Annotated in this window: 16 protein-coding genes, 1 pseudogene and 1 riboswitch; of the genes and pseudogenes, 11 read left to right on the forward strand and 6 right to left on the reverse strand. The window is 69.5% G+C overall.

Features of this window, described 5'->3' with window-relative positions; translation table 11 throughout:
• Window positions 1-17 precede the first annotated feature (17 nt).
• From ACHZD8_RS08645 to ACHZD8_RS08665, 5 genes are read left to right on the forward strand one after another with little or no spacing between them, the layout of a single operon-like run.
• Window positions 18-1,514 carry a CoA-acylating methylmalonate-semialdehyde dehydrogenase gene (locus ACHZD8_RS08645; protein ID WP_394769840.1) on the forward strand — a complete coding sequence of 499 codons (1,497 nt, stop codon included), beginning with the start codon at window positions 18-20 and terminating at the stop codon, window positions 1,512-1,514.
• Between the two features lie 53 nt (window positions 1,515-1,567).
• Window positions 1,568-2,491, forward strand: coding sequence for a 5-deoxy-glucuronate isomerase (gene iolB / locus ACHZD8_RS08650; RefSeq protein WP_394769841.1), 924 nt, complete (start codon window positions 1,568-1,570; stop codon window positions 2,489-2,491).
• Window positions 2,488-4,410, forward strand: coding sequence for a 3D-(3,5/4)-trihydroxycyclohexane-1,2-dione acylhydrolase (decyclizing) (gene iolD / locus ACHZD8_RS08655; RefSeq protein ID WP_394769842.1), 1,923 nt, complete (start codon window positions 2,488-2,490; stop codon window positions 4,408-4,410). Before iolB ends, iolD begins: the two co-directional genes overlap by 4 nt.
• Before the next feature lie 3 nt (window positions 4,411-4,413).
• Entirely contained in the window at window positions 4,414-5,415 is a 1,002-nt protein-coding gene (locus ACHZD8_RS08660; RefSeq protein WP_394769844.1) for a Gfo/Idh/MocA family oxidoreductase, read from the forward strand.
• 1 nt (window position 5,416) lies between these two features.
• On the forward strand, window positions 5,417-6,307 hold the full coding sequence (locus ACHZD8_RS08665) for a TIM barrel protein (RefSeq protein WP_394769846.1): 891 nt from the start codon (window positions 5,417-5,419) through the stop codon (window positions 6,305-6,307).
• Window positions 6,308-6,311: 4 nt separating this feature from the next.
• Here ACHZD8_RS08665 and ACHZD8_RS08670 read toward each other — a convergent pair whose 3' ends face one another.
• From ACHZD8_RS08670 to ACHZD8_RS08680, 3 genes are all read right to left on the reverse strand, one after another.
• On the reverse strand, window positions 6,312-7,073 hold the full coding sequence (locus ACHZD8_RS08670) for a GntR family transcriptional regulator (protein ID WP_394769848.1): 762 nt from the start codon (window positions 7,071-7,073) through the stop codon (window positions 6,312-6,314).
• Window positions 7,074-7,175: 102 nt separating this feature from the next.
• Window positions 7,176-7,790 carry an exonuclease domain-containing protein gene (locus ACHZD8_RS08675; RefSeq protein WP_394769849.1) on the reverse strand — a complete coding sequence of 205 codons (615 nt, stop codon included), beginning with the start codon at window positions 7,788-7,790 and terminating at the stop codon, window positions 7,176-7,178.
• A 60-nt stretch (window positions 7,791-7,850) separates the two neighbouring features.
• Window positions 7,851-9,011, reverse strand: a complete 1,161-nt coding sequence (locus ACHZD8_RS08680) for a flavin-containing monooxygenase (RefSeq protein ID WP_394769850.1) — start codon at window positions 9,009-9,011, stop codon at window positions 7,851-7,853.
• Window positions 9,012-9,065: 54 nt separating this feature from the next.
• On the opposite strand from ACHZD8_RS08680, the gene ACHZD8_RS08685 reads away from it, so the two are divergent.
• The 3 genes from ACHZD8_RS08685 to ACHZD8_RS08695 all read left to right on the forward strand — a co-directional run bounded on the left by ACHZD8_RS08685 (window position 9,066) and on the right by ACHZD8_RS08695 (window position 12,352).
• Window positions 9,066-9,470 (forward strand): SseB family protein, encoded by a 405-nt coding sequence (locus ACHZD8_RS08685; RefSeq protein ID WP_394769853.1) that lies wholly within the window; start codon window positions 9,066-9,068, stop codon window positions 9,468-9,470.
• A 25-nt stretch (window positions 9,471-9,495) separates the two neighbouring features.
• The gene (gene ychF, locus ACHZD8_RS08690; protein WP_394769854.1) at window positions 9,496-10,569 is read left to right on the forward strand and encodes a redox-regulated ATPase YchF; all 1,074 of its coding nucleotides are present in this window, start codon (window positions 9,496-9,498) and stop codon (window positions 10,567-10,569) included.
• 199 nt (window positions 10,570-10,768) lie between these two features.
• Window positions 10,769-12,352: an ABC-F family ATP-binding cassette domain-containing protein gene (locus tag ACHZD8_RS08695; protein WP_394769856.1), complete on the forward strand. Its 1,584-nt coding sequence runs from the start codon at window positions 10,769-10,771 to the stop codon at window positions 12,350-12,352.
• A 7-nt stretch (window positions 12,353-12,359) separates the two neighbouring features.
• Here the strand turns inward: ACHZD8_RS08695 and ACHZD8_RS08700 are convergent, their stop codons facing one another.
• On the reverse strand, window positions 12,360-13,409 hold the full coding sequence (locus ACHZD8_RS08700; RefSeq protein WP_394769857.1) for a hypothetical protein: 1,050 nt from the start codon (window positions 13,407-13,409) through the stop codon (window positions 12,360-12,362).
• A 190-nt stretch (window positions 13,410-13,599) separates the two neighbouring features.
• Window positions 13,600-13,716, reverse strand: a pseudogene (locus ACHZD8_RS08705) (LysR family transcriptional regulator); the annotation flags it as partial.
• Window positions 13,717-13,914: 198 nt separating this feature from the next.
• On the opposite strand from ACHZD8_RS08705, the gene ACHZD8_RS08710 reads away from it, so the two are divergent.
• Window positions 13,915-14,571, forward strand: coding sequence for an LON peptidase substrate-binding domain-containing protein (locus ACHZD8_RS08710; protein WP_394769858.1), 657 nt, complete (start codon window positions 13,915-13,917; stop codon window positions 14,569-14,571).
• Window positions 14,572-14,585: 14 nt separating this feature from the next.
• On the opposite strand, the gene ctlX is transcribed toward ACHZD8_RS08710, so the two are convergent.
• Window positions 14,586-15,497: a citrulline utilization hydrolase CtlX gene (ctlX, locus tag ACHZD8_RS08715; RefSeq protein WP_394769859.1), complete on the reverse strand. Its 912-nt coding sequence runs from the start codon at window positions 15,495-15,497 to the stop codon at window positions 14,586-14,588.
• A 178-nt stretch (window positions 15,498-15,675) separates the two neighbouring features.
• A riboswitch (glycine riboswitch) is annotated at window positions 15,676-15,786 on the forward strand.
• Between the two features lie 130 nt (window positions 15,787-15,916).
• Here ctlX and gcvT point away from each other — a divergent pair.
• Both gcvT and gcvH read left to right on the forward strand, forming a co-directional pair.
• On the forward strand, window positions 15,917-17,041 hold the full coding sequence (gene gcvT, locus ACHZD8_RS08720) for a glycine cleavage system aminomethyltransferase GcvT (protein ID WP_394769860.1): 1,125 nt from the start codon (window positions 15,917-15,919) through the stop codon (window positions 17,039-17,041).
• Window positions 17,042-17,043: 2 nt separating this feature from the next.
• Window positions 17,044-17,415 carry a glycine cleavage system protein GcvH gene (gcvH, locus tag ACHZD8_RS08725; protein ID WP_394769862.1) on the forward strand — a complete coding sequence of 124 codons (372 nt, stop codon included), beginning with the start codon at window positions 17,044-17,046 and terminating at the stop codon, window positions 17,413-17,415.
• Window positions 17,416-17,422: the final 7 nt, after the last annotated feature.

Below are 17,422 nucleotides of genomic sequence, written 5' to 3' on the forward strand. Positions count from 1 at the left end.
AAGAAAGAAGAAGAACGATGTCCAACCTCTCCGTAGTACCGCACTGGATCGGCGGCGCCGAGCGCCCGAGCACGTCCGGGCGCACCTCACCCGTCTTCGACCCGGCGCTCGGTGTGGAGACCAGGCGTGTGGCGCTTGCCGACGCGGCCGAGATCGACGCGGCGGTCGCCTCCGCGAAGGCGGCCTTCCCGGCCTGGCGCGACCTGTCGCTCACCAGGCGCCAGCAGGTGCTCTTCCGCTTCCGGGAACTTCTCAACGAGCGCAAGGGCGACCTCGCCGAGATCCTCACCTCGGAGCACGGCAAGGTCGTCTCCGACGCGCTGGGCGAGATCTCCCGGGGGCTCGAGGTCGTGGAGCTGGCGACCGGCCTGCCGCACCTGCTCAAGGGCGAGCACTCCGAGAACGTGTCGACCGGCGTGGACGTGTACTCCACGAAGTCCCCGCTCGGCGTCGTCGGCATCATCAGCCCGTTCAACTTTCCGGCCATGGTGCCGATGTGGTTCTTCCCGATCGCGATCGCGGCCGGCAACACCGTGGTTCTCAAGCCCTCGGAGAAGGACCCGTCCGCGGCCAACTGGCTCGCCGCGCTCTTCACGGAGGCCGGGCTGCCGGACGGCGTGTTCAACGTGCTGCACGGCGACAAGGTCGCGGTCGACGGCCTGCTCGAGCACCCGGACGTCAAGTCGATCTCCTTCGTGGGCTCCACCCCGATCGCCAGGTACATCTACGAGACCGCCGCTCGCCACGGCAAGCGCGTGCAGGCCCTCGGCGGGGCCAAGAACCACATGCTCGTGCTTCCGGATGCCGACCTCGACCTCACCGCGGACGCCGCGATCAACGCCGGCTTCGGTTCGGCCGGCGAACGCTGCATGGCCATCTCCGTGGTGGTGGCCGTGGAGCCCGTCGCGGACGACCTGATCGAGAAGATCACCGCCCGCATGGCGACGCTGAAGGTCGGCGACGGCCGCCGCTCCTGCGACATGGGCCCGCTCGTCACCGAGGTACACCGCGACACGGTCGCGAGCTACATCGACATCGCGCTGGAGGATGGCGCGACCGTCGTCGTCGACGGCCGCGGAATCGAGGTGGACGGGGATGCCAACGGCTTCTGGCTCGGCCCGACCCTCATCGACAACGTGCCCACGTCATCCCGCGTCTACCTCGACGAGATCTTCGGGCCGGTGCTCTCGATCGTGCGGGTGAAGAGCTACGACGAGGGGGTGGCCCTCATCAACGCGAGCCAGTACGGCAACGGCACGGCGATCTTCACCAACGACGGCGGCGCGGCCCGCCGGTTCCAGAACGAGATCGAGGTGGGCATGATCGGCATCAACGTGCCGATCCCCGTGCCGGTGGCGTACTACTCGTTCGGCGGATGCAAGGACTCGGCGTTCGGCGACTCGAAGGCCTACGGGCTGCAGGGCTTCCACTTCTTCACCCGCGAGAAGGCGATCACGAGCCGCTGGCTCGACCCGAGCCACGGCGGCATCAACCTGGGCTTCCCCCAGAACTGACCGCCGGCCCGCCCGACACACTCACTCATTAGTCTCATCGTGGAGGTCATATCGTGACGCAGGAGTCCTGGTTCTATCCGCGCGGGACGCTCGCCGAGGACGGCTGGGAGACGGTGGTCGACTCGGGCATCCACGGCTGGCACCACACCGGCCTGCGGGTGGCCGAGCTGGCGGAGGGCACCGAGCGGGTGCTCGCCGCCGGGCGGGTCGAGCGGCTGGTGATTCCGCTCTCCGGCTCGTTCACCGTGAGCTACGTGCCGCCCGGCGAGCGGGGGGTGGACGTCGAGCACGTGCAGGAGCTTGCCGGGCGGGCATCCGTGTTCTCCGGGCCCACCGACACGCTCTACCTGCCGACGGGCACCGCGCTGCGGATCTCCGGGGTCGGCCGGGTGGCGGTGGCGGAGGCGCCGACCGAGGATCGCTTTCCGGTGGCCTACCTGCCCGCCGCCGCGGTCGCCGTCGAGCTGCGGGGCGCCGGGCGCTCCAGCCGCCAGGTGCACAACTTCGGCACACCGGCCCAGCTCGACGCCGCCCGCCTCATCGCCTGCGAGGTGATCACTCCGGCCGAGAACTGGTCGAGCTACCCGCCGCACAAGCACGACGACTTCGTCTCCGGCGGGGAGTCGCGGCTCGAGGAGATCTACTACTTCGACAGCGCGGTCTCGCGTGGCCTCACCGCCCCGGACACCGCCGACCCGTTCGGCTTCATGCGCGCCTACGCCTCGGATGCCCGGGAGATCGACATCCTCGCCGAGGTGCGCCACGGCGACGTCGCCCTCGTGCCGCACGGCTGGCACGGACCGTGTGTGGCCGCCCCCGGCTACGACCTCTACTACCTCAACGTGATGGCCGGACCGGACCCGGACAGGGTGTGGCTGATCAGCGACGACCCGGCCCACGGCTGGATTCGAGACACCTGGGCCGGCCAACCGGTCGATTCGCGCCTTCCGTACACGCGCCCCGAAGGGACCCCATGACCACCAAACGCATGACCGTCAGCCAGGCGCTTATCGAGTTCCTCGCCCACCAGTGGACAGTCGACGGCGACTACCGCGAGCGCACGATCGCCGGCACCTTCGGCATCTTCGGCCACGGAAACGTGGCCGGGGTCGGGCAGGCCCTCAAGCAACTCTCCGCCGAGGACCCCGCCATCATGCCCTACCACCAGGCCCGCAACGAGCAGGCGATGGTGCACGAGTCTGTGGCCTACTCGCGCATGACGCGTCGCCGTTCCACCTTCGCCTGCGCCGCCTCCGTGGGCCCGGGCGCCTCGAACATGCTCACCGGCGCGGCCCTCGCCACGATCAACCGGCTGCCGGTGCTGCTGCTGCCCTCCGACACCTTCGCGACCCGAGTCGCCGACCCGGTGCTGCAGCAGCTCGAGCTGCCGAACGACGCGAGCATGAGCGTGAACGACGCGTTCAAGCCGCTGTCCCGCTTCTTCGACCGGGTGCAGCGCCCGGAGCAGCTGTTCTCCGCCGCGCTCGGCGCGATGCGGGTGCTCACCGACCCGGTGGAGACCGGTGCGGTCACGATCGCGCTGCCCGAGGACGTGCAGGCCGAGGCCATCGACGTGCCCGCCGAGTTCCTCGCCGACCGCGAGTGGCACCTGCGCCGGCCGCGCCCGGACCGCGGGGTGATCGCCGAGGTCGTGCGGGCCATCCGCGCCGCCGAACGCCCGCTCATCGTCGCCGGTGGCGGCGTCATCTACTCGGATGCCGCGGCCGCCCTCCGCGCGCTCGTCGAGTCCACCGGACTCCCCGTCGGCGTCTCGCAGGCCGGGGTCGGCTCGCTCGCCTGGGATCACCCGCAGTTCCTCGGCGCCGTGGGCTCCACCGGAACCACCACGGCCAACCGCGCGGCGGCCCAGGCGGACGTGATCATCGGCATCGGCACGCGCTACAGCGACTTCACCACGGCGAGCCGCACCGCCTTCCAGAACCCCCGCGTGCGCTTCGTCAACATCAACATCGCCTCCTTCGACGCGTTCAAGCACGGCAGCGCCATCCCGGTCGTCGCCGACGCCCGCGAGGCCATCCTCGAGCTCACCGACGCCCTGCAGGGCTTTCGGGTCGCCGAGGCCTTCGTGGCCGACTACTCCCGCGAGAAGAGGGCGTGGGACGACGTGGTCGACGCGGCCTTCGAGCCCCGCGGCCTCGAGCTGCCGAGCCAGACCGAGATCATCGGCGCCGTGCAGCGGGCCTCCGACCCCCGCGACGTGGTGGTCTGCGCGGCCGGCTCGCTGCCGGGAGACCTGCACAAGCTGTGGCGGGTGCGCGACGACCTCGGCTACCACGTGGAATACGGCTACTCCTGCATGGGCTACGAGATCGCCGGCGGCCTCGGAGTGGCCAGGGCAGACGCCACCCGCGACGCGATCGTAATGGTCGGCGACGGCTCGTACCTCATGATGCACACCGAAATCGTGTCGGCGGTGGCCGAGGGAATCAAGCTGATCATCGTGCTGATCCAGAACCACGGCTACGCCTCGATCGGGCACCTCAGCGAGGACGTGGGCTCGCAGCGCTTCGGCACCCGCTACCGCTACCAGGACAAGGCGGGCAACAACTTCGAGTCGGGGGAGATCCTGCCGATCGACCTCGCGGCCAACGCCGAGAGCCTGGGCATCCGGGTGATCCGGGTCGAACCGGGCGCGGGCGCCATCGCCGACCTCGTCGCGGCGGTCGCCACGGCCAAGGCCTCGGATCGCGCCACCCTCATCCACATCACCAGCGACCCGCTGCTCTACTCGCCGGACGGCGAGGGCTGGTGGGACGTGCCGGTGGCGGCGGAGTCGACCCTCGAGAGCACCCGAACGGCCCGCGCCGACTACCTCGAACACCGCACGAGCCAGAGGCCGCACCTCGGTGCCGGCTCCGTCGAAAGGAACGGCTAGAACATGCGCTTCGCAATTCTCGGTGCCGGCAGGATAGGCATCGCCCACGTCGGCACGCTCATGGCCCAGACCGGGGTGAGCGAACTGCTCGTCGCCGACCTGGATCCCGCCCGGGCCAGGGCGGCCGCCGAATCGGTCGGTGCCGCGCGCCACGGCACGATCGACGACGCGTTCTCGTTCCAACCGGACGGCATCGTGATCGCCGCTCCGACCTCTGCGCACGCCGAGTTGATCCTCCGCGCGGTGCGGGCGGGCATCCCCACCTTCTGCGAGAAGCCGCTGGCGGAGTCGCTCGCGTCGAGCGTCGCCGTCGTCGAGGAGGTCGAACGGCACGACGTCCCGGTGCAGATCGGATTCCAGCGCCGCTTCGACGCCGGCTATCGAGCGGCGAAGCAGGCGCTCGAGGCGGGGGAGATCGGTGAGCTGAGGCGTCTGCACCTGCTCACCTGCGACCCGACGCCCCCGCCGGCGGAGTACATCCCCCACAGCGGCGGCATCTACCGGGACTGCCACATCCATGACTTCGACATCCTGCGCTGGGTGACCGGCCGCGAGGTCGTCTCGGTCTTCGCCACGGGCGCGAACCGGGGAGCGGCCTTCTTCGGCGAGGCCGGTGATGTCGACGAGTCCGCCGCCCTGCTCACCCTCGACGACGGCACCCTGGCCACCCTTCAGGGCTCGCGCTACAACGGCGCGGGCTACGACGTGCGAATGGAGCTCGCGGGCACGCGGGGCAACCGCTCGGTGGGACTGGATGACCGGGTGCCGCTCACGAGCGCCGAGCCGGGAGTCGACTTCCCCGGCGGCGCCCCCTGGCCCAACTTCCAGGAGCGGTTCGCCGACGCGTACTCCGCGGAACTCGCGGCCTTCGTGTCGGTCGCCGCCGGGGAGAAGACGAGCCCGTGCACCCCGCGGGAGGCGCTGGAGGCGCTGTACATCGCGGAGGCGGCCACCCTCTCCCGCGCCGAGGGCCGCCCGGTGCGGCTCGACGAAGTGAGGGGCTGACATGGCGAAGCCGAACGGCCTCACCGATCGTCTGGCCGCCGCACCGATCTCCTGGGGTGTGTGTGAGGTTCCCGGCTGGGGAGTGCAGCTCGCGCCGCAACGGGTGCTCGCCGAGATGCGCGACCTCGGCGTCGCGGCCACCGAGTTCGGACCGGACGGATTCCTTCCCGCCGCCGCATCCGACAAGGCGAAGACCCTCGCCGCATTCGGCCTGCGTGCGGTGGGCGGGTTCGTTCCCGTGGTGCTGCACGACCCGGCGGTCGATCCGGTTCCCCGGATCGAGGCGCAGCTGGAGTCCTTCGCGGCGGCCGGCGCGGTGAGCCTCGTGCTCTCCGCGGACACCGGACGAATCGGCTACGACTCGCGTCCGACGCTCACCGAGCGACAGTGGGACGTTCTGCTGGCCAACCTCGATCGTCTGACCGCCGTCGCCGCTGAGCGGGGAGTCGTGGCGTCGATCCATCCCCACGTCGGCACCCTGGTGGAGTCGGCGGACGACGTCGCTCGCGTGCTCGAGGGCTCGGACATCGGGCTCTGCCTCGACACCGGCCACCTGCTCATCGGCGGCACGGACCCCGTCGCTCTCGCCGCCGCCCAGGGGGCTCGGGTCAGCCACGTCCACCTCAAAGACGTGCGGGTCGGCATCGCGGAGAGTGTGCGTCGCGGCGACCTGAGCTACATGGAGGCGGTGCGCAACGGCCTGTACACGCCGCTGGGAGCCGGGGACATCGACATCGCGACGATCGTGAACTCGCTCGAATCGGCGGGCTACGGCGGCTACTACGTGCTCGAGCAGGACACGGTGCTCACCGAGGAGCCGCCGCCGGGTCGGGGGCCGCTGGAGGATGTGCGGCAGAGCCTCGACTTCATCACGAACCTGGGCGGCGACTGAGGCGCTACTTGTCGACGAGCGTGACCTCGAAGGAGTAGAGGTCCGGCCGGTAGCAGTGGTGGCCGAACTCGACGGCGCGACCCGAGTTGTCGTAGGCCGTGCGGTCCATGGTGAGCAGGGCCGAGCTGCGGTCGATCTCGAGCAGCGAGGCCTCCTCGGCCGTCGCCTTTCTGGCACCGATGCGCTGCTTGGCCACGCGCATGGTGACCCCCCGCGCGCGCAGCACCTGGTACAGTCCGTGAGTGGTCAGTTCGTCGCTCGACACGTCGAGAAAGTCGGCGGGAAGCCAGTTCTCGAGCACCGCGACCGGCACGTCGTCGGCCAGGCGCACGCGGCGCACGTGCAGGGTCGGGTCTCCCTCGGCGACCGCGAGTCTCTCGGCCACGTTCGCATCGGCCGGCACCTCGTCGAGCGTGAGCAGCCGGGTCGATGGCTTCTGGCCGCTGCCGGCGAGGTCCTCGTACAGGCTCGTGAGTTCAACCCGCCTCGTCACCTGGCCGTGCACCACCTGGGTGCCGATGCCGCGACGGCGCACGAGAAGTCCCTTGTCGACGAGTTCCTGGATGGCGCGGCGGATGGTGGGGCGGCTCAGTCCGAGGCGCTCGCCGAGGGCGACCTCGTTCTCGAGCCGGGAACCGGCGGGGAGGTCGCCGCCCATGATCGCCTTCTCGATGCGCTGCGCGATCTGGAAGTAGAGCGGCATCGGGCCCGAACGCTCGAGGTCCATGAAGAGGTCCGCGGGCAGGGAGTGTTCCTTCTGGTTCACGCGTCGTCCGTTCGGTGGGGTTACCTATCTCCAACTTTGATAACTTGTTATGACATTATCAGGCCGGACATCGACCGCCCGGTCAGCGACGCGGCGGAGCGTTCAGCCGATCGCCATTGGGCGACGAGCGGCCACCGCGCCGGCGGCGTCGGGCCCGATCGCCCCGATGCGGGAGTCGGTCGCCGTGGCGAGCTGCTCGATGCTGAAGGCGTCGTGGCGGCGGGCGGCGTGCACGATGATCGCGGCGCAGGCCTCGGAGTCGGCCAGGGCGTCGTGGTGGGCGAAGTCCTCGAAGCCCGCGGCCATCGCGGCCACCGGCAGGCGGTACGACTCCAGGTTGTAGGTCTTGCGGGCGACCTGCAGGCTGCACAGGTAGCGGAACTCCGGCACCTCGATGAAGCTCGCCCGGCATGCCCCGGCGATCACGCCCATGTCGAAGCCGGCATTGTGGGCCACGAGGTGGTCACCGTCCGCGAAGGCGACCAGGTCGGGGAGTTGCTCGCTCCAGAGCAGGGCGTCCACCACATCCGGAGCCATGATGCCGTGGATGCGGGTGTTCCACTCGTTGAACTGGTCGTGTCCGAGCGGCGGCTTGATCAGCCAGCCGGCCTTGTCCACGACGACGCCGTCGCGAACCTTGACGAGACCCACCGAACACGCTGACGCGCTCGACGAGTTGGCGGTTTCGAAGTCGATCGCGGTGAAGTTCAGTGCCATCCCGGCATAGTCTCACGCGCGACCGACGGTGGGCCGCACGACCCGCGCGCGTCGCCGGAGTCAGCGGGCGGATCGGCGCCCGGCGTGCCGGGCGATCGCCCGCGCGTCGATCGCCAACTGGCGGATGTTGCCCGTGAGCGGGTTCGAGTAACCGAGAAAGTAGAGGCCGCCGAGACCCGCAAGCTGCGCGGCGGCGTTGATCAGCGGGCGGCCGGACGGTGCAAGCACCCGCAGCTCGCCGACGATCGGCTCGAGACCGCGGGCGAACCCGGTCGCGGCGATCACCACATCGGGTCGCACCTCTGTGCCGTCCACCAGAACCACGGCGTCCGTCGTGAACGAGGCGACCGCGGGAACCACGGTGACGGCCCCGCGCCGCAGGGCGGCGAGCAGCCCGACGTCGATCGTCGGCGTCACGTCGTCGCGCTCCATCTGGGTGACGATCCCGCGCGGCGCCGGCGGAAGCCCGAACCGGGTCAGGTCGCCCACGCTCAGCCGCTGCACCAGCCGCGCCACCCGGTCGCCCGCCGGGGTCGGCAGGGGAGAGATCGACAGCACGAGCACCTGGCCGGGGATGCCGGCCACCTGCCGCCGCACGATGTTCGGCGGCGTTCGCACCGCGAGCTGTACCCGCACGCCGGCCTCGGCGAGGTCGGCGGCGATCTCGCCCCCGCTGTTTCCGGGGCCCACTACCAGCACGCTGTGGGCCGCGAGCTCGGCGGGGTTGCGGTACTCGCTCGAGTGGATGACGCGGCCGCGGTACTCCGCGAGTCCCGGCCAGCTCGGCATCCGTGCCTCGTGATTGTAGCCGGTGGCCACGACCACGATCGGGGTCTCGACGGTGCCCGCGGAGGCCGCGGAGCGCCATCCGACTCTCCAGCCGTCGTCGCCCTGGGACACCCCGGTGACCGTCACGCCGAGGCGCAGGTCGAGTCGGTGGTGCGCCGCATAGTCGCTGAGGTAGCGGCGGAAGTCGTCGCGGGCCACCCAGCGCCCGTACTCGCGGGGAATCGGCAGGCCCGGCAGGGAGCTCAGCGTGCGGGCGGTGTGCAGGTGGAGCCGGTCGTAGTGGGCGGCCCAACTGGAGCCGACCTCGAGCGCCCGATCGAGCACGACCGGCGTGAAGCCGGCGCGCCGCAGTTGCGCCGCCACCGCGAGGCCGCCGGGACCGGCACCGATCACGACGGCGTCGGCGCGGGCGGGCGGGTCTTCCGTAGACATGCGATGACTCTATTGGCCGTTCCGAGCCGCCGGGAAGAAACCTAGGATTGGCGGATGGACGAGGTGCGGGAGGCGACGGAGCTCGAGCGGATGGTCGTGCTCGCCCAGGCCGACCGCGCCACGGGCGAGGCCGTGCTGAGGGTCTTTGCCGACAGCCGGGTGGTGATCCCGAGCGGAACGCCGGTCTCCAGCAATCTCAGCCAGCTGCAGCCCCTGCTCTTCGACAACAACGGCGCATCGATGCTCGCCGCCTTCACCCATGCCGACCAGATCGGCGACTTCGCCGAACTCGCGGCCTTCTCGCTCACCATCGCCGGCCGGCTGCTGCTTGTGGCGATGCCGCCGGGGGCCGGCCTGGTGCTCAATCCGAGCCGGTCGATCGGCCTGGAGCTGCCGCCGGAGGCGATCCGGCTGTTCGTGCGAGACATCCAGGAGCAGGCGAGCGCAGCCGAGGAGTAGCGTCTGGCCGGTACGCTTGACCCCCGTGGCTCTCACTATTGCAATCGTCGGTCTGCCCAATGTCGGCAAGTCCACCCTCTTCAACGCTCTCACCAAGAACCAGGTGCTCGCGGCGAACTACCCGTTCGCCACGATCGAGCCCAACGTCGGCGTGGTGAACCTTCCGGATGCCCGGCTCGACAAGCTCGCGCAGATCTTCGGCAGCGAACGCATCCTGCCGGCCCCCGTCTCGTTCGTCGACATCGCCGGGATCGTCAAGGGCGCGTCCGTGGGGGAGGGGCTGGGCAACAAGTTCCTCGCCAACATCCGTGAGGCCGACGCGATCGCCCAGGTGATCCGGGGATTCGCCGACCCGGATGTCGTGCACGTGGACGGCAAGGTCGATGCGGCATCCGACATGGAGACCATCAATACCGAGCTCATCCTCGCCGACCTGCAGACCCTGGAGAAGGCGGTGCCTCGCTACGAGAAGGAGGTCAAGACCAAGCGCACCGAGCCCGCGGCGCTCGCCGCCGCCATCGAGGCGCAGAAGTTCCTCGACTCCGGCAAGCCGCTCTCGTCGTCCAGCATCGACGTGTCGCTCATCCAGGAGCTCGGCCTGCTCACCACCAAGCCGTTCATCTACGTGTTCAACGTGGACGAGGACATCCTCGGCGACGCCGACAAGCTCGCCGCCCTCGCGGCGCTCGTCGCCCCGGCGAAGGCGATCTTCCTCGATGCCAAGCTCGAGTCCGAGCTCATCGACCTGTCTCCGGAGGATTCCGCGGAGCTCCTCGCCTCCACCGGCCAGACCGAGAGCGGCCTCGACCAGCTCGCCCGCATCGGCTTCGACACCCTCGGCCTGCAGACCTACCTCACCGCCGGACCCAAGGAGACCAGGGCCTGGACCATCCCAAAGGGCGCGAAGGCCCCGCAGGCGGCCGGCGTCATCCACACCGACTTCGAGAAGGGCTTCATCAAGGCGGAGGTGATCGGCTTCCAGGACCTCGTCGACACCGGCTCGATCGCCGAGGCGCGCGCCAAGGGCAAGGCCCGCATCGAGGGCAAGGAATACGTCATGCAGGACGGCGACGTCGTGGAATTCCGCTTCAACAACTAGGCCCCCACCCGGTTCCTCCCGCCACCTCCCACTCAGCCGTCACCAAGTGCTGAGTTCAGCCGCCCAGCCAGCAGTTACTGACGGATGAGTGGGAGAGGTCGGCGCCGAGAGCGCCCGGCGCGACATCATCCGCCGCCCTGTAACGTGGTGGGGTTCCGCCGACCCTGGCCACGCACATCTCCCCACAGAAACGGTTGGCATGAGCCTTATCCGACTGAACGACGTAAACCTGTCCTTCGAGAAGACGCCGGTGCTGCGCGAGGCCTTCTTCCGCCTCGAGTCGAACGACCGGGTCGGGCTGATCGGCCGCAATGGATCCGGCAAGTCGTCGCTCCTGAAGCTCGCCCTCGAGCAGCTGCATCCGGATTCCGGAACCGTCACCATCGAGTCGGGCCTGAAGCTCGGCTACTTCTCCCAGTTCTCCGAGCTCGACGGCACCCAGACCATCACCGAGGTGCTCGACGGCTTGTTCGTCGAGATCCATGCCGTGCACGCCGAGCTGGCGGAGATCGACGCGACGATCGCCGCCGACCCGACCGCCGACCTGGACGGCCCGATCCACCGCCAGTCGGAGCTGTTCGAGCAGATGGAGCGCCTCGATGGCTGGGACTACCAGCGCCGCATCGACACCGCTTTGACCACGCTCGGGTTCACCGAGGAGCACCGCACCTGCGCCATCGACGACCTCTCCGGCGGATGGCGCAACCGGGCCGCGCTCGCGAAGATCCTGCTCGAGGAGCCGGACGTGCTGCTGCTCGACGAGCCCACCAACTACCTCGATGTGGCCGGTGTCGAGTGGCTCGAGTCGTGGTTCAAGTCGTTCCGCGGCGCGGCCATCATCGTCTCGCACGATCGGCGATTCCTCGACGTGGTGGTGACTCGCATTATCGAGCTGGAGAACTTCCACCTGCATGAGTACCCGGGCGACTTCGGCGAGTACGTGATCCAGAAGCAGTTTCGGCTGAAGACCCTCGAGGCCCAGTTCACTCACGAGAACGAGCTGCTCGCGTTCGAGGCGGAGGGCATCGCCGACCGCCGGGAGGCCGCGAAGAACGCGAGCAAGTCGCTCGGCAAACAACTCTCCGGCATCAAGAAGTCCCGCGCCCCGCGCCCGGTCGATGAGATCATCACCGAGATCTACGGCGGCCTGCACGTGAAGGACGTGCTCTGCCGCATCGAGGGCCTCGCCAAGTCCTACGGCGACCGCGTGCTCTTCGACGACCTCACGCTCGAGATTCGGCGTGGCAACCGCATCGTCGTGCTCGGCTCCAACGGCTCCGGAAAGAGCACGCTGCTGCGCGTGCTTCTGGGGGAGGAGAAGGCGGATCGCGGCAGGGCCGACTGGGCCGGGGGCGCCAAGGTGGTCTCCTACAACCGGGTGCTCGAGGAGCTCGACCTCGAGGACACCGTCACCCACGCCGTCAACGCCATGCCGGACAGCCTGGCGCTGCGGGCCACGCGCAAGTCGGTCGGCCGATTCCTGGCCATGTTCCAGTTCTCCGAGGCGGATCTCAAGCAACGCATCGGCGACCTGTCCGGCGGCCAGCGCGCGAGGGTCGCGATGGCCCAGTGCCTGCTCTCCGGCGCCTCGGTGCTGCTGCTCGACGAGCCGACCAACCACCTCGACCTCGCGAGCACCCAGGTGATGGAGCGCGCCCTGATCCACTTCCCCGGGGCCGTCGTGGTGGTCAGCCACGACCGATTCTTCACCGACAAGATCGCCAACCGGCACCTGGTCTTCGACGCCGCGACCCCGGGGGAGATCGACGTGCGGGCCGCCTGACTCCGACTCAGGATGCCGGATGCGTGAACGGGATCCGCTCGAAGGTGAGCGGTGCCGGTGCGCCCTTCGTCGTCGCGCTCACCTTGAGCCAGTCCTGCGCGTTCGACGAGCCGTCGACGGTGACGCGGGTCAGGTTCTTGGCCGCGGTCGCCTGGCCGTAGAACGGCAGCCACGAGGAGCCGGCCGCCAGCGGGTGGTCTTCGTTGAAGACGTGACTGTCGCCGTTGATCAGGTACACCGGCCCGTCGAAAGCGTTCGACTGCTCGATGAGGGTCTGCACGAGCGGCGCGTAGGCCCCGAAGTCCGCCTGCGACGGGCTGGCCACCGTCGGGTCGAACATGTCGGCCTGGGTCATCACCACGACGGCCCGGTCGCGGTGCTCGCGCGCCTCGCGGAAGGTGTCCTTGAGCTCGCGGATGTCGCCCTGGGTGCGCTGCTGCACCTCGGCGAGCTGCTCCGCGGTGGGCGCCGTCTGGCCGAGCCCGGCCCAGGGCAGCATGGAGTTGTCGCTGCCCGGGATGTTGACCGCCGTGATGGCGAAGCCATGACTGCGGAAGCTGACGTTCTCCGGCAGGCCGCTGCGGGCCTGGGACTCGACCTCCAGGGGGGCGCCGAGGGTGGTTCCCGGCTCCGGGAAGAAGAGCTTGCGCACGGCGGCAAGCCGCTCGAGCGGGTTGTATGCCCCATTGTTGGTTCGGTGGCAGTCGGTCCACTCGTTGTCGCCCGGGGTGTAGACGAGGGGGAGGGTGAAGGTGTCGAAGTTCTTGCGGATGGCGGCGAAATAGTCGTCTGAGCACACCGACGAGCCGTTCTTGATGTCGCCGACATGCCCCACGAAGCTGAGCTCCCGGTGGGCGTTGATGTCCTGGATGAAGGAGGGGAATGCCGCGATCTCCGCGGCGCCGTACGGCACGTCGCCGATCACACCGAAGCTGAACTTGCCGCCGCTGCGGTTTCCGCCGCCATCCGTTCCCTGGGCCAGTGCCGGCGTGGCCAGCGCGGTTGCCAGCAGCAGCGCGGTCGCGGCTACTGCCACCGTCTTCTTTATCGAGCGCATTCGATCCTCCTCCGTCGTGATCCGGCAACGACGCTACGAGGCGAATCTGACCAACCGGGGTCGTGCGGGTGAATTCCCGGTGTCCTGTGTCCTCAGAGGCACCGCCATGCCTCCTGCTCACCGCGCAGCCGGGTGACAGAACCCGAGCGGCGGCGTGCGGCGTCCCGATCCGTGCGGATGCGGCGGGCCGCTAGCGGGACTGGCGGCGCTTGCCCGGCCGGGGCTGGCCCTTGACGGCGGGCGCCCGCCCCTTGCCCTTGGAGGCCTTGGCCTTGCCGCCGGCCTTCGGAGTGGGGGGCTTCGGTGGCCGGGAGTCGGCCGGATCGATCGGCGGCTCGTCGGTCATGTGCGGCCCTTCGTCCGGTCCACGAGGATCGTGGTCGAACTCACAGGCTACGCCGTCGCCTCCGCGATTTCGGACCCCCGAACCGTGCAAGAGACAATTCCGACGAGAACTCCGAGCGTGGGCCTTGGCGCGGGCCCTCCGGCGTGGTTCGCTGGGGTGATGACCGACCTGCCGATGTTCCCGCTCGGATCCGTGCTCTTCCCGTATATGCCCCTGCAGCTGCGGGTGTTCGAGGAGCGATACCTCGTGATGCTGTCCCGCATCCTCGTCAACGAGCCGGCCGAATTCGGCGTCGTTCTGATCGAGCGCGGCCAGGAGGTCGGCGGCGGAGAGCAGCGTTTCCCCTTGGGCACTGTCGCCCAGGTCACCGAGTTGGAGGCGACGGAGGAGGGCTTCATCGGGCTGGTCGCCCAGGGCGATCGCCGCATCGAGGTGGTGGAGTGGATGCCGGAGGACCCGCATCCCCGCGCGGTCGTGCGCGAACTCGACACCCTGGCCTGGGACGACTCGCTGCTCCCCCTGCTCGGCCGCGCCGAGCGCACGGTGCGCAGCACCCTCGCGCTCGCGAGCGAGTTCACCGACCAGGCCTGGGCCGCCAACGTCGAGCTCTCGGACGATCCGGTCGCCAGGGCCTGGCAACTCGCGGGCATCGCACCGCTCGGTACCCTCGACCAGGTCACCCTGCTGAGGTCCTCGACCACGGAGGCGCTCCTCGGCTCGATAATCGAGCTGACGGTGGCCGCCGGCGAATCGCTTCGGGCGTCGTGGCCGGAGGAGCCCCTGGACCTCGAGGAGCCGCTCGACCCGGAGGGGTGAGCCTCCGCCCGGTGTCAGTCGCGCGGGCGGGCAGTGCGGCGACCGAGGTGGATGCCCGCCAGCATGCAGCGCACGGACCCGCCGGCGAGCTCGATGGTCGGCACATCGAGCGGCACGATGGACGCCGAGCGCTCGATCACCGCCACCTGCTGGCTCGTGAGGCTCGCGAGCGCCCGGGTCGACAGCGCGAGGATCAACCCGTGCGAGCCCTCGAGCTCGAGCGCGTTCCCGGCGAACTCGCCCACCTGGTCCCTGGTCAGACGGATGAGGTCGCGGCCGGAGTCGCTCAGCCGGTCCTCGATCTCGGCGCGGCGCACCTCGTCCAGGACGAGGTCGAAACCGGCCATCGCGAACCGGGTTCCGATGCACATGAGCACGTTCGTGTGATAGATCGGCCGGCCGGCGTCATCCATTGCATCGAAGGCGATCGGCTCGAAGTTGAAGTGGGTGCAGAACCGCTCGAGCGCCACGGGATCCGCCCGGTTCGACCGGCAGACGTACGCCACGCGGTCGAGGTGGTCGAGCACCATCGCCCCGGTGCCCTCGAGGAACAGCCCGTCCTGTTCGAGCCCCGAGTAGTCGATCACGTCCTGTACCCGGTACTCGCGCTTGAGCATCTCGATGATGTCCCACCGACGCTCCAGACGCCGGTTCGGCGACCACATCGGGTACACGGCCACGTGTCCGCCGGCGTGCGTGGAGAACCAGTTGTTGGGGAACAACGAGTCCGGGGTGAGCCCCGTGCTCAGGTCATCGAAGAGGTGCACCTCCACGCCGTGCTCGGTGAGCACGTCGTGCACGCGGGTGACCTCGGCGTACGCGGCCCTGGCCATCTCGCCCGGTTCCGCGTCGATGCGGGCCGACTGGAAGGCGTTGTCGGCCGCGGTCTGCTGGTTGACCGAGAACGACGACGGCCGGATCGCCACGACGGAGCGAGGCGCCTGCGGCGAGTATGGATGAGCGACTCGATCCGAGCCCAGCAGAGCGGTGATGAGGTTCCCTTCGACGGTGCTCTCGCATCGTAGACCCCAGACTGGGCGGCGGCCGTGTGCCGTGCGGCTGCCGAGCCGGTAGGCTGGCCCCACAATCGAACATCGGGCCGCTCAACGCGATGCGGGAGAGCCGGGGCACCAGTCGAACGCTGACTGCGGAACCCGGCACCGAAGGAGCAATTCTCCCCACCAATCTCTCAGGTACGTGTACCGCATCGAACAGGCCACTCTGAAAAGCAGGACTCAACGTCGACTCCTCGCCCACGGTGAAAGTCGGCCCATCGGGCCGGTGAAGCTCTCAGGCCTATGACAGAGGAGGAGTTCTTGGCAATCCGACCACGCTGGAGAACTCTGTGACCGATAGCACCCCGACAGAAAAGTACAGCCCGCTCCACCAGATCCACGTGGATGCCGGCGCGAGTTTCACCGATTTCGCCGGCTGGCAGATGCCGGTGCGCTACTCCAGCGACCTCGCCGAACACCACGCGGTGCGCACGGCGGCCGGGCTCTTCGACCTCTCCCACATGGCGGAGATCATCGTGACCGGTCCGGGGGCCGCCGCCGCTCTCGACTACGCGCTCGCCGGCAAGATCTCGGCGATCGGGGTCGGCCAGGCCAAGTACTCGCTTCTCCTCACCCCGGACGGCGGGATCGTCGACGACGTCGTCGTCTACCGCACCCACCCCGAGCGGTTCGCCGTCGTCGCCAATGCCTCCAACCGCTTCCCGGCCGCCGCGGCGCTCGCCGCTCGGGCATCCGGATTCGACGCGACCGTCGTCGACGAGAGCGACGAGATCGCGCTCATCGCCGTGCAGGGGCCGGAGGCCCTCGCCATCATCTCGGCGGTCGGCGGGCTCGTGCTGCCCGTCGCCCCCGGCGACCTCAAGTACTACTGGAGCACGCTCGGCAGCTACCTCGGCGAGGAGGCCATGGTCGGCCGCACCGGCTACACGGGCGAGGACGGCTTCGAGATCTACGTGAGCAACGACCGGGCGGCGCGGCTGTGGAACGACCTCATGGCGGCCGGCGCCGACCGTGGCCTCGTGCCGGCCGGGCTCGCGAGCCGGGACACCCTGCGGCTCGAGGCCGGCATGCCCCTCTACGGTCACGAACTCTCCCTGCACACCTATCCGGTGCAGGCGGGGCTCGGCCGCGTCGTCAACCTCAAGAAGGAGGGTAACTTCGTGGGCCGCGCCGCCGTCGAGGCCGGGCCACCGGAGGGCGCACGGATGCTCGTGGGCCTCCGCGCGGAGGGCAAGCGGGCGGGCCGGGCCGACTACCTCGTCTACTCGGGGGACACCGAGGTCGGCGTGATCACGAGCGGGGCGCTCAGCCCCACCCTCGGCCATCCCGTCGCCATGGCCTACGTCGACCCCGGCGTCACCGAGCCGGGAACACCACTCTTCATCGACGTGCGGGGGACGCGCATCCCGGCCACCGTCGTCCCACTCCCCTTCTACAAGAGAGAGGCCAAATAACCATGGCTGACCACGAATCACTGGGTTTCACCGCCGAGCACGAATGGGTGCGGGTGGATGGCGACATCGCCACCGTCGGCATCACCGCCTACGCGGCCGAGAAGTTGGGCGACGTCGTCTTCGTCGAGCTCCCGGCGGTCGGATCGCCGGTCGCGAGCGGCACGGTCGTGGGCGAGATCGAGTCCACCAAGTCGGTCGGCGAGCTCTTCGCGCCGGTGAACGGCACGGTCACCGAGACGAACGACGCCGTCGTGGCGAGCCCCGAGCTCGTCAACAGCGACCCGTTCGGCGAGGGCTGGCTGATCAGGGTGGCCTTCACCGAGCTGCCCGCGCTGATGACCGCGGCCGAGTACTCGGCGCTGGTGGGAGAGTAGTGGACTT

The organism is Lacisediminihabitans sp. (genome assembly GCF_043726815.1).
Lineage (GTDB): Bacteria > Actinomycetota > Actinomycetes > Actinomycetales > Microbacteriaceae > Lacisediminihabitans.